This is a genomic window from Chryseobacterium sp. KCF3-3 (assembly GCF_045865955.1).
In the GTDB taxonomy this organism is placed as follows: domain Bacteria; phylum Bacteroidota; class Bacteroidia; order Flavobacteriales; family Weeksellaceae; genus Chryseobacterium.
Genome location: NZ_AP035792.1, coordinates 2,435,548 through 2,450,643, shown reverse-complemented (window position 1 = coordinate 2,450,643; position 15,096 = coordinate 2,435,548). Strand labels below are relative to the sequence as shown.

Annotated in this window: 11 protein-coding genes and 1 riboswitch; of the genes, 1 reads left to right on the top strand and 10 read right to left on the bottom strand. The window is 37.1% G+C overall.

What is annotated here, in order from left to right; genetic code table 11:
• Position 1 precedes the first annotated feature (1 nt).
• From metH to ACKTTZ_RS10960, 6 genes are all read right to left on the bottom strand, one after another.
• Positions 2–2,662 carry a methionine synthase gene (metH, locus tag ACKTTZ_RS10985; RefSeq protein WP_407848821.1) on the bottom strand — a complete coding sequence of 887 codons (2,661 nt, stop codon included), beginning with the start codon at positions 2,660–2,662 and terminating at the stop codon, positions 2–4.
• Position 2,663: 1 nt separating this feature from the next.
• Complete coding sequence (locus tag ACKTTZ_RS10980) at positions 2,664–3,755, bottom strand: fatty acid desaturase family protein (RefSeq protein ID WP_407848819.1); 1,092 nt, start codon at positions 3,753–3,755, stop codon at positions 2,664–2,666.
• 82 nt (positions 3,756–3,837) lie between these two features.
• Positions 3,838–4,848, bottom strand: coding sequence for a homocysteine S-methyltransferase family protein (locus ACKTTZ_RS10975; protein WP_034694795.1), 1,011 nt, complete (start codon positions 4,846–4,848; stop codon positions 3,838–3,840).
• A gap of 37 nt (positions 4,849–4,885) precedes the next feature.
• Entirely contained in the window at positions 4,886–6,046 is a 1,161-nt protein-coding gene (locus tag ACKTTZ_RS10970) for an O-succinylhomoserine sulfhydrylase (protein ID WP_034694792.1), read from the bottom strand.
• Positions 6,047–6,155: 109 nt separating this feature from the next.
• Positions 6,156–7,694 carry an ACT domain-containing protein gene (locus ACKTTZ_RS10965; RefSeq protein ID WP_407848816.1) on the bottom strand — a complete coding sequence of 513 codons (1,539 nt, stop codon included), beginning with the start codon at positions 7,692–7,694 and terminating at the stop codon, positions 6,156–6,158.
• 5 nt (positions 7,695–7,699) lie between these two features.
• Positions 7,700–8,638 carry an alpha/beta fold hydrolase gene (locus tag ACKTTZ_RS10960; RefSeq protein WP_407848814.1) on the bottom strand — a complete coding sequence of 313 codons (939 nt, stop codon included), beginning with the start codon at positions 8,636–8,638 and terminating at the stop codon, positions 7,700–7,702.
• Between the two features lie 60 nt (positions 8,639–8,698).
• A riboswitch (SAM riboswitch) is annotated at positions 8,699–8,805 on the bottom strand.
• A 188-nt stretch (positions 8,806–8,993) separates the two neighbouring features.
• On the opposite strand from ACKTTZ_RS10960, the gene ACKTTZ_RS10955 reads away from it, so the two are divergent.
• Positions 8,994–11,609 (top strand): MGH1-like glycoside hydrolase domain-containing protein, encoded by a 2,616-nt coding sequence (locus tag ACKTTZ_RS10955; protein ID WP_407848812.1) that lies wholly within the window; start codon positions 8,994–8,996, stop codon positions 11,607–11,609.
• A 77-nt stretch (positions 11,610–11,686) separates the two neighbouring features.
• Here ACKTTZ_RS10955 and ACKTTZ_RS10950 read toward each other — a convergent pair whose 3' ends face one another.
• The 4 genes from ACKTTZ_RS10950 to ACKTTZ_RS10935 form a co-directional block, all read right to left on the bottom strand.
• A complete protein-coding gene (locus ACKTTZ_RS10950) occupies positions 11,687–12,106 on the bottom strand; it encodes an OsmC family protein (protein WP_002983375.1) in 420 nt (139 codons plus the stop codon).
• Positions 12,107–12,134: 28 nt separating this feature from the next.
• Positions 12,135–13,457: a DUF58 domain-containing protein gene (locus tag ACKTTZ_RS10945; RefSeq protein WP_407848810.1), complete on the bottom strand. Its 1,323-nt coding sequence runs from the start codon at positions 13,455–13,457 to the stop codon at positions 12,135–12,137.
• A 67-nt stretch (positions 13,458–13,524) separates the two neighbouring features.
• Positions 13,525–13,875: a four helix bundle protein gene (locus tag ACKTTZ_RS10940; RefSeq protein ID WP_407848808.1), complete on the bottom strand. Its 351-nt coding sequence runs from the start codon at positions 13,873–13,875 to the stop codon at positions 13,525–13,527.
• A 78-nt stretch (positions 13,876–13,953) separates the two neighbouring features.
• Positions 13,954–14,985 (bottom strand): AAA family ATPase, encoded by a 1,032-nt coding sequence (locus ACKTTZ_RS10935; RefSeq protein WP_407848807.1) that lies wholly within the window; start codon positions 14,983–14,985, stop codon positions 13,954–13,956.
• Between the last annotated feature and the right edge of the window lie 111 nt (positions 14,986–15,096).

Below are 15,096 nucleotides of genomic sequence, written 5' to 3'. Positions count from 1 at the left end.
GTTAATCTGCTAAATTTGGTGACAACCATTTTCTCGCTTCCTGGATGCTACAACCTCTTCTTGCTGCATAATCTTCAAGCTGGTCTTCTGTAATTTTTCCTAATCCGAAATATTTGGCATGCGGGCTTCCGAAATAATATCCGGAAACAGATGCTGTTGGGAACATAGCAAGGCTTTCTGTAAGGAAAACGCCTGTATTTTCTTCTACTTTTAAAAGCTCCCAGATGGTTTTCTTTTCCAAATGATCAGGGCAAGCCGGATAACCTGGAGCCGGACGGATTCCTTTGTATTTTTCGGCAATCAATTCTTCGTTGCTTAAAGTTTCCTGATTGGCATATCCCCAATACTCTGTTCGTACTTTTTTATGTAAAAATTCTGCATAGGCTTCTGCAAAACGGTCTGCCAGAGCTTTTACCATGATGGAATTGTAGTCATCATTGGCTTTTTCGTATTCTGCAGACAGTTCATCAGTTCCAAATCCGGTGGTTACGCAGAATGCTCCCACGTAATCAGTTTTTCCAGAGCTTTGAGGAGCAATGAAATCACTTAGAGCCAGATAATCTTTTCCTTTTGATCTCTGAGCCTGCTGTCTAAGGGTTAAAAACTTCGCCTGCTCATTATTATCTTCATCAAAAATCAAGATATCATCAGATTCATTGGAATTGGCTTTAAAGATTCCGAAGATAGCTTTTGCCGTTAACAGTTTCTCATCCAGAATTCTTTTCAGAATAACCTGAGCATCTTTGAATAATTCTTTCGCCTGAGCACCTACAACCTCATCTTCTAAGATATTCGGATATTTTCCGTGAAGATCCCAGCTTCTGAAAAACGGAGACCAGTCGATGAAAGGAAGAAGTTCTCTTAAATCCTGATTCTCGATTATTTTTATTCCTATTGTATTCGGAGTGAATATTTCTTCATTTTCCCAATCAATTTTAAAATGATTTTCTCTTGCTTCTTCAATGGAGACATAATCTTTATCTACCTGTCTGTTCAGAAACTTTTCTCTGAAATCGGAATAGTCATTCTTTAAATCCGAAACGTATTCTTTATTTCTGTCACCTAATAATGAACTCACAACATTTACAGCTCTTGAGGCATCATTTACGTGAACAACTGCATTTTTATATTTTAAATCGATTTTCACTGCGGTATGTGCTTTTGAAGTTGTAGCACCACCGATCAATAATGGAAAATCTAAGTTTTGTCTTTCTAATTCTGAAGCGATATAGACCATTTCATCCAAACTTGGCGTAATCAGTCCACTTAAACCAATAACGTCTACTTTTTCCTCTATAGCAGTCTGAATAATCTTTTCAGCAGGAACCATCACACCAAGGTCAACAATTTCATAATTGTTACAACCCAAAACAACGCTTACAATATTTTTACCAATATCATGAACATCACCTTTTACTGTTGCCATTAGGATTTTACCATTAGCAGGTCTTGATCCGTCTTTTTCTGCTTCAATGAAAGGTTGTAGATAAGCTACCGCCTTTTTCATTACCCTTGCGGACTTCACTACCTGAGGAAGGAACATTTTTCCGCTTCCGAATAAATCTCCTACGACTCCCATTCCGGTCATCAGATTAATCTCTATCACATGTAGCGGTCTTTCTGCCAATTGTCTTGCTTCTTCTACGTCTTCTTCAATGAAGCGGTCAATTCCTTTTACCAGAGCATAGGTGATTCTTTCCTGTAATGGATTGTTTCTCCATTCTAAGTCTTCAGTTTTTTCTTTCTTTACTGATTTATGCTTTTCGGAATAGTCGAGAAGTCTTTCTGTGGCATCTTCTCTTTTATCCAGAATGACATCTTCTACAAGCTCCAGTAATTGTTTATTGATCTCGTCATACACTTCCAGCATTGCCGGATTCACGATACCAATGTTCATTCCTGCCTGAATCGCATGGTAAAGGAATACGGAGTGCATCGCTTCTCTTACGGTATCATTTCCACGGAAAGAGAAAGAAACATTACTTACTCCTCCACTTACTGATGCATAGGGAAGGTTTTGTCTTACCCAGCGTGTCGCTTCAATAAAGTCGATGGCATTTCTTCTGTGCTCATCCATTCCAGTTGCTACCGGAAAGATATTTAAGTCGAAAATGATATCTTCTGCAGGGAAACCAATCTGATTTACCATGATATCATAGGAACGTTTTGAAATTTCAATTCTTCGTTCAAAACTGTCAGCCTGCCCTACCTCATCAAACGCCATAACAATGACTGCTGCTCCGTATCTTTTAATGGCTTTGGCATGTTTGATAAATTCTTCCTCACCTTCTTTTAAGCTGATAGAATTTACCACACATTTTCCCTGAGCTACCTGAAGACCTGCTTCAAGGATTTCCCATTTGGAAGAGTCTACCATGATTGGAATTCTTGCAATATCCGGTTCTGAGGCAATTAAGTTCAGGAATTTGATCATCGATGCTTTACCATCGATCAATCCATCATCAAAATTAACGTCCAGAATCTGGGCACCTCCTTCTACCTGATGGCGGGCAATATCTAAGGCTTCAGAGAATTTCTCCTCTTTGATCAGCCTTAAAAACTTTTTGGAACCGGCAACATTCGTCCTTTCACCAACGTTGATGAAATTACTCTCCGGGGTTATGATAAGAGGCTCAAGGCCTGATAATCTTAAATATTTCATTTTATTCTTCTAAAATATAGTAGGCATTATTGGCATTCTGCTTCAATAAATCCCTATGCTTACTTAAAGCTGTAATCAATGGAAATCTTTTATATGCTAAATCATGCTCTTTAGCAAACTCCTCGATCTCCTCTGTAATTTCATTGTAATACATATAACTGTAATTGGGAAAAAGATGATGGGCAACATGAAAATTGAAATTTCCCAACACATTTCTTACTAACCAGTTATTTTCTTTTAAATCATTGGTCACTTCAAACTGGTGACGAAGCCAACTGAATGGCAGACCTTTTTCTTTATTTAATTTTGGAAAAGCATTATCAGGAAGCGGATGCAAAGGCAGTAAAACAAACAATGCAAAAATACTTGCTGATATCACCTGTAAAAACCACGCTCCTAAAGCCAATCCTATTGATACTTTAAAGAACATTACAGGAACCACAATCTGATAAAAGAAATAGAACAGCTTATAACTTATTATTTTTACTTTTTCAATGGCGGGTATCTTTCCCTGGGTTTTTAAAATCACCCTTTCCTTATCAAAGAAGTCTCTGAAGTCTCTTATAAACATCCAGTTGAACAAATACAACGGATATACTAAAAAGAAAAACTTATCCTGATACTTCTGTACTCCTTTCGCTTTAATCCACGGTACGATTAAAAGCAGCCCACTCTGTTCGATATCCGTGTCCCATCCATCTACGTTAGGATAGGCGTGATGGCTTGCGATATGTCTTTTTTTCCAGATATAGGAATTGGCTCCTATAAAATCAAAAATGTGAAGAACCAGCCCGTTTAATCTTTTACTTTTATAAATGTTATTATGGGCTGCTTCGTGGATTAAGTTTAAATAAATCAAAACCAAAGAAATTCCCATTAAAACAAAGCTCAGAATGTAGATCCAATGCTTTTCGGCATTCACAAGAGCCAGAAAATATAAACCAATATAGACCAGTGGAAGAAGTACCGCTTTGATCTTAATGTAGATATCTCTGTTCTCAGAAATGGTTTCTACTCTTTGGTTCACTTTCTTTCTCAGCTCATTAAATAATCTGACATCCTCGGAATCTTTTAAGTAAATTGGCTTTTCCATATGTTTAACTTTGTGGTTTACTTAAAGTTAACATTTATAATCCAGCCTTCATCTTTGATTTTAATTAAAAAAATCTATCAAATCACACAAATTTCTTCAATTTCCTTGGCTCATATTTTTCTACAAGGTCTGCAATCGCTTTAATATGCTCAGGCGTTGTACCACAACATCCTCCTATAATATTGATTAATCCTTTCTCAACATATTCTTTGATCTGTCTCGCCATATCTTCCGGAGTTTCATCATATTTTCCAAAAGCATTCGGTAAACCGGCATTCGGATATGCTGAAACGTAGAATTCTGAATTATGAGCCAGTGTTTCAAGATAAGGGGTCAGCTGATCTGCTCCCAATGCACAATTGAAACCTACGCTTAGTAAATTCAGGTGAGAAACTGAGATCAGGAAAGCTTCCGCAGTCTGTCCGCTCAATGTTCTTCCTGAAGCATCGGTAATGGTTCCTGAAACCATGATCGGGATCTTAATTCCTCTTTCATCCTGTAATTCATCAATAGCAAATAAAGCTGCTTTTGCATTCAGGGTATCAAAGATGGTTTCTACCAGAAGGATGTCTGAACCTCCATCCAGCAAAGCTTCACACTGCTGTTTGTAAGCGACTCTCAATTCTTCAAAAGTGATGGCTCTGTACCCTGGATCATTAACATCAGGACTCAAACTAGCTGTTCTGTTTGTAGGTCCGATAGATCCCGCTACGAATCTCGGTTTATCCGGATTTTTCGCAGTATACTCGTCACAGGCTTTTCTGGCAATTTTTGCTGACTCATAGTTCAGGTCGTATACCAGATCTTCCATGTGATAATCTGCCATCGCAATGGTAGTTCCTGAAAAGGTATTGGTTTCAATGATATCAGCTTTGGCTTCCAGGTATTTCTTATGAACTTCCTCAATCGCCTGGGGCTGTGTCAGAGAAAGCAGGTCATTGTTTCCTTTTACCGGATGTTCCCAGTCTTTGAAACGTTCTCCACGGTAATCTTCTTCTTCGAATTTGTATCGCTGAAGCATGGTTCCCATCGCTCCGTCAAGAATTAAAATTCTCTCGGATAAAGCTTTATATAATTGTTCTGAATTTTTCATTTTTATCTATTTTGGCTAAGACCAGTTGCTATTTGGATTAATCTAAAGCCTGCTTCAGATCAGCAATAATGTCATCCACATTTTCCAACCCTACTGAACAACGTACCAGCCCTGCAGTAATACCTACTTCATTTCTTTCTTCGTCTGATAATTTGGAGTGTGTAGTAGATGCCGGATGCGTAACGATCGTTCTTGTATCACCTAAATTAGCAGACAGTGAACACATTTGGATCTTATCTAAAAAGTTTCTTCCACCTTCTATTCCACCTTTTATTTCAAAGGCTACGATATTTCCTCCAAGTTTCATCTGCTTTTTGGCAATTTCATAACTCGGATGAGATTTCAGAAATGGATATTTTACCAATTCTACATTAGGATGACTTTCTAAAAACTCGGCTACCTTCAATGCATTCTCACAGTGTTTTTCTACACGGATTGCCAATGTTTCAAGGCTTTTTGATAATACCCATGCATTAAAAGGAGATAATGCTGGTCCTGTATTTCTTGCAAAAAGATAAATTTCTCTGATCAGGTCTTCCTTTCCTACTGCTATTCCACCTAAAACTCTTCCTTGTCCGTCAATCAGTTTCGTTGCTGAGTGTACCACAATATCTGCACCATACTTGATAGGCTGCTGAAGATAAGGCGTTGCAAAACAATTGTCTACGATAAAGATAAGATTATGTTTTTTTGCAATCTGTCCGAAAAACTCAAGATCCAGAATTTCAATGGCCGGATTGGTGGGCGTTTCAAGGTATAAGATCTTGGTATTAGGTTTAATATATTGCTCTACATTCGCGGCATCTTGTGCTTTGAAATAAGAGGTTTCAATATTCCATTTCGGGAAATATTTGGTAAACAAAGTATGAGTAGATCCAAATACTGACTGGCAGCTTACGATATGATCTCCGGCATTCAGTAATGCAGCAAATGTAGAATAGATGGCTGCCATTCCTGTTGCAAAGGCATATCCTGCTTCTGCCCCTTCCATTTTAGCAATCTTATCTGTAAATTCGGTTACATTTGGATTAGAGAAACGGCTGTATAAATTTTTAGGTTTTTCTTCTGCAAAGCTTGCTCTCATATCTTCTGCATCCTGAAATATAAAACTGGAAGTAAGATAGAGCGGCGTAGAATGCTCATCAAACTGAGATCTTTCCGTTTGGGTTCTTATTGCTGATGTTTCAAAATTTTCCATATAGTTTTAATTTGTCAATTCAGCAGGGTAACCATTAGATTCTTCGCTATGCTCAGAATACAATTGCAATAATGGTTACACTGCCAGATTGGTAGATTGTTACATTAATTTATTTCGTTTCACTTACTCTTAAAATATCTCCGAATACACCTCTTGCTGTTACCTGTGCGCCAGCTCCGGCTCCCATAATCACAATTGGATTTTCTCCATAGCTTTCTGTATAAATTTCAAAGATGGAATCTGAGCCTTTCAGCTGTCCTAGTGCGGAAGTTGCAGGAACAGAAACCAGTTTTACATCCAGTTCGCCTTTATCTTTCTGTAAGTCACCATGTAGATCACCTACATATCTCAATACATGTCCGGGTTCCTGGTTTTCTTTTATTTTCTGATATTCTTCGTCCAGCTCTTCCAATCTTGAAAGGAATTCTGATTTTGAAACTTCAAGAAGGCTTTCCGGAACAAGATTCTGAATATTGATATCTCCGAATTCATTGATTAAGTCTAATTCTCTCGCCAGAATCAATAATTTTCTTGCTACATCATTTCCTGATAAATCTTCTCTCGGATCCGGTTCTGTGTATCCTTTTTCCAGCGCTTCGTTGATGATGGTTGAGAATTTATCATCTCTCAAAGAAAAATTGTTGAACACATAGCTTAATGTTCCTGAGAACACACCTTTGATTCTTGTAATATTTTCTCCTGAAAGGTGTAATAATTTGATGGTATCAATTAACGGTAAACCAGCCCCCACATTGGTTTCATACAGATAACGTCTGTTGTTTTTACTCAACGTATATCTTAGTTTTCTGTATTCTTCTATCGGAAGGGTATTGAAAATCTTGTTGGAAGACACCAGATCGAATCCGTTTTCTGCCAAAGCATGATAGTTTTTCACAAAATCTTTGCTTGCTGTGTTATCCACAACAATCAGATTCTCCAGTTGATTTTCCTTAGAGAAGTTGATTAATTCTTCTACATTTGATGGATGTTCTGCTGTTAAAACCTCATCACTCCAATTGGCATCGAATCCTTTTTTGTTGAAGGCAATTTTCTTAGAGTTGGCTACTGCAACTACTTTAAGATCTATTTTTTTACGTTTTTTAATTTCTTCTGCAGATTCCAAAACCTGTTGAATCAATGTTTTTCCTACATTTCCGTGGCCAATGATAGCCAGATGAACGGTCTTCGGCTTTTTGAAAATTTCAGATTCTATGATGTTTCTTGTTTTTTCATCCTGAGAAGAAGTCACTACGATATTGACTCTGTTTTCTCCTGCTACCTGATTCAAAAGCAATGGGAAAACATTGTTTCTTGCCAGTTCTGCAAAGACTTTATTGAAGTCTTCTGCAACAAAACCAATCACAGAAACATTATTAATACTATAAATTTGGGAAACTTTTCCAGATTTTCTTTCTGCTTCGAATTCATCAATAAGACAAGCCACTGCTTTCTCTGCATCATTTTCTTGAACCAGAATTGAAATTCCGTTTTCTATGGCTTGCTGAGAAATTACGCCTACACTGATACGCGCCAAAGTAAGCGCTTTAAAAATTCGTCCGTCAATCCCGATTTCTCCCAGGAAATCTTCTCCTTCAAATTTGACGATTGATCTGTTCTTCAAAAATTTTATTTCGTTAGCATTTTTCATTACTTCTATAAAATGTTTTTAATGATATTATTTAATTGTTGATATTCCATTAGGAAGGCATCATGCCCGTGTATAGATTGGATCTCGTGATAAGAAACATCCTTATTTTTCTCTTTTAAGTTTTCAAAACACATTCGGATTTCAGAAGCCGGAAAGAATAAGTCTGTATCTACGGAGATCATGTGCATTCGTGCCTGTATGTTCTCCAGTGCTTCTTCAGCAACGTTTATATTCATCAGGAGATGGTTCATCAGCTTGTATGCTTTTAAACTAAACCTTTCGTTTAGTGCATTACCATGATAAACCAGCCAGTCTTCTGATTCCAGGCGTTTTTTTTCCTGGTTATATTGGTTTTGAAATCTGTCATTGAGTGACTGTGGAGTTCTATAACACAACATAGCATGAATTCTTGCTTTCTGTAATGGTTCCTCTTTATCATTCAATAAAAATTTCTGAACCAGACACTGTGCATGAAGCCAATCGTGTGTTCTATAGTCACAGGCTATTGGAATAAATATTTCTGCGAGATCCGGCTGCTTGGCAAGCATTTCCCAGGCAATCCCTCCTCCCAGAGAGCCTCCGATAATGGCATATAAATTTTTGATATGTAAAGCTTCAAGTCCTTTCAGAAATATCGCTGCGATATCTGCAGGAGTGAAGTTTTCATAGTCTTCAATTAAAAAATCGTCGTATCCGTTTCCGGGTATATTAAAACACAGAACAGTATATTGATCAGTATCAACAACCTGATTTTTTCCTACCAATTGTTTCCACCAGCCTTTTTCTCCGGATACGTTTGAATTTCCGGTAAGAGCATGATTGATTAAAATGATAGGGGCTGTAAACAGATCTTTCCCAAAAAGCTGATAGCTTAACGGGATATGGTATTCCTTTTGGGAATAAGTTTGATACGTAAGATTAATATAGTTTAGTTCTGTTTTCAATTCTATTAAATTTTAATACAATTGAAAATGCCACAGGAAATGGCTGAAAAGAACTTCAGTAAGTTATCTGTCCAAAATTATTTGGTAGAACGTAGCACCTTCTTTGCTTGCGCAAAGGGTTGCTAAGGTTTCATAGGGTCTAATCCCTCAACCTTTCTTGATAACATTTTCAATATTTGAATGAACGAATGGTGCAAAGGTAGTTCTTTTCTTTTAATTTCAAAAAAAAATTATTTTAATATTTAAAAAAGCCCTTAAATACAAGTATTTCAAGAGTATATTAATAATTCTTCAGATGAAAAAAATTGGAATTACTTATCAAAAAAACTAACTTCGTATGGAAAAATGATGAGATATGACCGCCGAAAAAGATAGATTACAAGATACCAAATGGAAAAACTGGGGACCTTATGTAAGCAACCGGCAGTGGGGAAATGTACGCGAAGATTATAGCCCGAACGGGAATGCCTGGAATTTTACCAACCATAATAATGCAGAAAGCTATGCCTACCGATGGGGTGAAGAAGGAATTGCCGGAATTTCTGATGTAAAGCAACTTTTATGTTTTGCTTTTTCGTTTTGGAACAAGAAAGACAAAATGGTAAAGGAAAGATTCTTTGGATTGAGCAATCCTCAGGGAAATCATGGGGAAGACATCAAAGAAATCTTTTATTATCTGGATAATACACCTACTCATAGCTATATGAAAATGGTGTATAAATATCCGATCAATGAATTTCCTTACGATGACCTTGTTGCAGAAAACGGGAGACGCAGTAAAAAGGAACCGGAATATGAGATTTTCGATACCGGAATTTTTGATAATGATGAGTATTTTGATATTTTTATAGAATACTGTAAAGCCGATCACAATGATATTCTTGCCAGAGTAACGGTCTGTAACCGAAGTCAGCATGAAGCCCCTATTCTGGTAGCGCCTACCGTATGGTTCAGAAACAACTGGAAATGGGGATATAATACGTATAAAGCAGAAATCAATGCTTCTCATGACGGAAGTATCAATATTGGCCATGACAGTATTTCAATCAAAAAACTTTATTCCCGAAATACCAATGCACAAAGCGTATTTTGTGATAACGAAACCAATAATTCTAAGCTTTATGGAGCTCCTGCAGCTGAAAATACTTATTTCAAAGATGGGATCAATAATTTCATTACTCATAAAACCAATACGGTAAATCCTGAAAAAAAGGGAACAAAAGCTTCTTTTCTGATTGATGAGCTTATTGGTGCTGGGGAATCCAAAGTTTTTGAATTCAGATTATGTCCGGATGAAGCTGATGAACCTTTTGAAAAGTTTGATGAAATATTCAATATACGAGAGGCTGAAGCTGAAGAGTTTTATAAAGAAATTCAGAATGACACCGTCAACGAAGATGAAAGAAATGTGCAGAGACAGGCTTTTGCCGGACTTCTCTGGAACAAACAGTTCTATCATTACAATATCGGAAAATGGCTGAAAGGTGATCCCAACTTTGAAGCTCCAAGAAATTTCAACGAATATGTAAGAAATACGGAATGGAATCATCTCCACAATAAGGATATTATTTCCATGCCCGATAAATGGGAGTATCCATGGTATGCAACGTGGGATCTGGCATTTCACTGTGTACCATTTTCTATCATCGATGCTGAATTTGCCAAGGGACAGCTTTTGCTGCTTACGAAAGAATGGTATATGCATCCTAACGGACAGCTTCCAGCCTATGAATGGAATATGAGTGATGTGAATCCGCCCGTACATGCGTGGTCATGCTTCCGTGTTTTCAAAATTGATGAAAAAACTAATGGAAAACCGGATTTATTATTCTTAGAAAAAGTATTCCAGAAACTGCTTCTTAATTTCACCTGGTGGGTAAACCGAAAAGATAAAAATGGGAAAAACATCTTTGGTGGTGGTTTCCTTGGTCTCGATAATATCGGAGCTTTTGACCGGAATATGGAATTAAAGGACGGCCAACACCTTGAACAGGCAGACGGAACAAGCTGGATGGCGATGTATGCCCTGAATATGATGCGCATTGCAATGGAGCTTGCCCAGTATTATCAGGTTTATGAAGATATGGCGATCAAGTTTTTTGAGCATTATCTTTATATCGCGGAAGCTATGGAAAACCTGGGTGAAGGCACAAAAGGTCTTTGGAATGAAGAAGACGGATTCTTCTATGATGTACTACAGCTTGGAAACGGAGACAGTGTTTCTTTAAAATTAAGAAGTATTGTCGGTTTGATTCCGATGTTTGCCGTTGAGATTGTAGACCACCGCTTACTGGAAAAGATGCCGAATTTCAGAACCCGAATGGAATGGATCTTAAAGAACAAGCCGGAATTGACCAAACTTGTTTCTCACTGGGACGAGGAAGGACAAGGCCGGAAACACCTGATGAGCATCCTCCGAAAAAACAGACTGACAAAGGTTCTGACCAGAATGCTTGATGAAAATGAATTCCTTAGTTCTTACGGAATCCGTGCCATGTCCAAAGTATATGAGGAAAATCCTTTTGTCTTCTCTGTACATGGATCTGAAAATATGGTCTACTATACACCTGCAGAAAGTGACAGCCGTATGTTTGGCGGAAACAGCAACTGGCGCGGTCCAATTTGGTTTCCAATCAATTTTCTGATTGTGGAAAGCCTTCAGCGTTTCCATTATTACTATGGAAACAGTCTGAAAGTAGAACTCCCAACGGGAAGTGGAGATAAAAGAAATCTTGATGAAGTGGCTCAGAATATCAGCAAAAGACTTTGCTCTCTGTTTTTAAAGGATGAACATGGACAAAGAGCTTTCAACGGAGGTAATCCAAAATTCAATTATGATGAACATTTCAGAGATTATATTACTTTCTTTGAATATTTCCATGGAGATAATGGCCGTGGCGTAGGTGCTTCCCATCAAACAGGATGGACTGCCACTGTGGCAAAATTGATAAAACCAAGACTCACCTTTTAATAAGCAATGAGTAATTGGTAATGAGTAATAAAAAAGCCGGATAAATCATCCGGCTTTTTATATTTTTAGATAAGAGATTAAATTTTTTCTCCGTTCACATATACTTCGTATCCGATTTCTACATTCGGTTCTAACGTTTTTGATACTGAGCAGTATTTTTCAAAAGAAAGTTCTGCAGCCTTTAATGCTTTTTTAGGATCAATTTCTCCTTCCAGAAGAAACTTAACGTTAATAGATTTAAAAGGTTTTGCATCTTCTACCTGCACTCTTTCTCCTTCTACTTCTGCCTGGAAACTTTTGATTTCCTGACGCTGCTTCTTCAGAATAGAAACCACATCAATTCCGCTGCAGCCTGCTACTGCCATCAGTACACTTTCCATGGGAGAAACTCCTTTTGCTCCCGGCTGGGAAGTGTTATCCAAAAGAATGGAATTTCCCTGAGCGTTGGTACATTCAAATAAAAAATCGTCGTTTATTCTGTTAAGTGTAATTTTCATTGTTTATTTGCTTATTGCTTGTGCAAAGTTATAAAATTCCTCTTGCTTTTATCTCCAGATATTTATTGATAACATCAATATTCAGATTTTCCGGAAGGGTATAGACCGTATAAATTCCATATTTGCGGAGTTCCTGGATGATGAGTTTCTTTTCAAATTCAAATTTTTCAGCAATGACTTCATCATAAATCTCCTGCATATTTTCAGGATTTTTGTTGATCAGCATCTGCAGTTCTGAGTTTTTGAAGAATACAACAACCAGCAAATGGTTTTTCGCAATTCCACGAAGATATTTTAACTGTCGGTTCAGTCCGTCCAGCGTTTCAAAGTTGGTAAAAAGCAGAATTAAACTTCTTTGGTTAATGGAATATTTTACATCCTGGTATAAACGGTTGAAGTCGCTTTCAAAGAAATCTGTTTTAATATTATAAAGTGCTTCTGAGATTTTCTTCAGTTGTCCGGATTTATTATCGGCAGCAATTTTATTTTCGGCTTTCTTGGAAAAAGTCATCATTCCGGCTCTGTCTCCTTTTCTTAAAATGATATGAGAGAGTGCCATCGTAGCATTGATAGAATAATCCAGCAAACTTAACCCGTTGAAAGGCATTTTCATGGTTCTTCCTTTATCAATCAGCATAAAAATACGTTGTGATTTTTCATCCTGAAACTGGTTTACCATAAGACGGTTCGTCTTGGAAGTTGCTTTCCAGTTGATCGTTCTGATATCATCTCCGGGAACATATTCTTTGATCTGCTCAAATTCCATAGTGTGTCCCAGTTTTCTGACTTTCTTGATTCCTCCTAATAAAAATTCACTCTGAATAGCCATCAGCTCATATTTTCTGAGATGAATAAAAGAGGGATAAGCAGGCAACATCGCATCTTTCTGGAAAATAAATCTTTTTGAGATGAATCCCAACGGTGATGATGCATACACATTCAGACCTCCGAAATGATATTCTCCTCTTTCTTTAGGCTCCAATGTGTATTGAAAAAATGTATTTGCTCCGGAAGCGATTTGTTTTTCAATCAAAAAATCTCTCTTTTGAAACTGAAACGGAATTTCATCAATAATCTTAGTATGTATGGTAAAACTATAATTATTTTTAATATCTATTTTTACAAAATTCTCATCTCCGTTGGACAATTTTTCCGGCAGAATCCTTTGAGCCTGCAATGTATTCTTTTGATTAAAAAGCAACAGAAAATCTACCATTGCCGCCAGAAAGCAAATCAGGAGTGCAATATGGGCAACCCACATCAGCACCGGAAAGAAAAATGCAAGGACATACAGAATCCCCACTCCGATGAGTGTAAAAAAGAAACGTGTATTGATGTATAAGTTTTTCATTAGTTAGGTAGCGGGTTGCAGATGAAAGGTTTTAGGTGGTCGTTTATTAGCTTTTTCACATTCATTATTATTGTAAGGAATTAATAAGTCCGTTCAACAATTTGGATATTTCTATAATCCTTTCATTGAGTTTCAAATAATCATCTTCATTTAAAAACCCGAGATTTTTTGAAATTATTAATTGGGTTTCCACCTCTGCACAACTGCCTCTTGCTATTTTTAAAAATTGTAGATAATCAGGTTTGCTTCGTCTTGAGTTTCCCTCAGCAATATTAGAGGGTATAGAAACAGCAGACCTTCTTATTTGTGATATTAATCCATAGATTTCGGTTTTAGGAAAAGTTTCAGTAATCCTATAAATGTCAGTAACAAAATCAATAGACTTCTGCCAAACTAAAAGTTCTTTAAAATTTGCCATATATAATAATTTTGTAACTATTTAAGCATTCACTCGCTATTAACTGCTACCTGCCACCTATTATCAACTACCTAATACCTATCTCGGTATTTCTATTCCTTCTAAAATCTGACGGATAATTTCATCTGCAGTAAGACCTTCCATTTCTCTTTCTGGAGATACGATTACTCTGTGTCTTAAAACAGCATAGCTTGCTTCTTTAATATCCTCAGGGGTTACAAAATCTCGTCCTCTTATAGCAGCAAATGCTTTTGAAGCTGTAAGAAGTGCTAGGGAAGCTCTCGGAGATGCTCCCAGATATAAGAACTGGTTTTCTCTGGTATTGATGATAATCTTAGCAATATATTCCATCAATTGAGATTCCACAATAATTTCTTTTACCAGATGCTGGTAATTTTTCAATTGCTGAGCTGTGATAACACGGTTTATCCCTTCTGTTTTATCTTCTTTTTTGCTTTCGTGCTGATTTTTAATGATCGCTATTTCCTGTTCAAGGTTAGGATATCCTACATTGATTTTGAATAGAAAACGGTCCAGCTGAGCTTCCGGAAGTCGGTATGTTCCCTCATGTTCAATCGGGTTCTGTGTAGCGATGACAAGGAAAGGTTCGTCCATTGTATAACGCGTGCCATCCATTGTGATTTGTCTTTCTTCCATTACTTCAAATAATGCAGATTGTGTTTTGGCAGGTGATCTGTTGATCTCATCAATCAGTATAAAGTTGGAGAAGATAGGTCCTTTTTTAAATTCAAATTCTGAATTTTTCACATTGAATACGGAAGTTCCCAAAATATCGGAAGGCATCAGATCCGGAGTAAACTGAATTCTGCTAAACCCTACGTCAATGGTTTTGGCTAATAATTTTGCCGTAATTGTTTTCGCTACTCCCGGCACTCCTTCAATAAGTACGTGTCCGTTGGAAAGTAATGCAGCCAAAAGATGTTCAATCATTTTCTCCTGCCCTACAATTACTTTTCCGATCTCAGATTTCACTTTCTCTAAGCTTGCACGAAGTTCAATCATATCAATTCTCGACTGAAACTGTTCTTCCTGTTTATTAAGGTTGATAGTGCTTTGGTTTTCTATATTGGGGTTATCAAAGTTTTCCATAATAAAATTAATTTATCATTCTTGCCCGATAATGTATAATTGTATCCCTTCCTGTGAATAGTGATTATAACATTGATCGGCTTTATATCATTAGGTTATTCTATTGTTATA

Excerpts from the sequence above, each read along its gene's own strand:
- metH (WP_407848821.1), bottom strand. The coding sequence starts at position 2,662 with ATGAAATATTTAAGATTATCAGGCCTTGAGCCTCTTATCATAACCCCG.
- ACKTTZ_RS10980 (WP_407848819.1), bottom strand. The coding sequence starts at position 3,755 with ATGGAAAAGCCAATTTACTTAAAAGATTCCGAGGATGTCAGATTATTT.
- ACKTTZ_RS10975 (WP_034694795.1), bottom strand. The coding sequence starts at position 4,848 with ATGAAAAATTCAGAACAATTATATAAAGCTTTATCCGAGAGAATTTTA.
- ACKTTZ_RS10970 (WP_034694792.1), bottom strand. The coding sequence starts at position 6,046 with ATGGAAAATTTTGAAACATCAGCAATAAGAACCCAAACGGAAAGATCT.
- ACKTTZ_RS10965 (WP_407848816.1), bottom strand. The coding sequence starts at position 7,694 with ATGAAAAATGCTAACGAAATAAAATTTTTGAAGAACAGATCAATCGTC.
- ACKTTZ_RS10955 (WP_407848812.1), top strand. The coding sequence starts at position 8,994 with ATGACCGCCGAAAAAGATAGATTACAAGATACCAAATGGAAAAACTGG.
- ACKTTZ_RS10950 (WP_002983375.1), bottom strand. The coding sequence starts at position 12,106 with ATGAAAATTACACTTAACAGAATAAACGACGATTTTTTATTTGAATGT.
- ACKTTZ_RS10945 (WP_407848810.1), bottom strand. The coding sequence starts at position 13,457 with ATGAAAAACTTATACATCAATACACGTTTCTTTTTTACACTCATCGGA.
- ACKTTZ_RS10940 (WP_407848808.1), bottom strand. The coding sequence starts at position 13,875 with ATGGCAAATTTTAAAGAACTTTTAGTTTGGCAGAAGTCTATTGATTTT.
- ACKTTZ_RS10935 (WP_407848807.1), bottom strand. The coding sequence starts at position 14,985 with ATGGAAAACTTTGATAACCCCAATATAGAAAACCAAAGCACTATCAAC.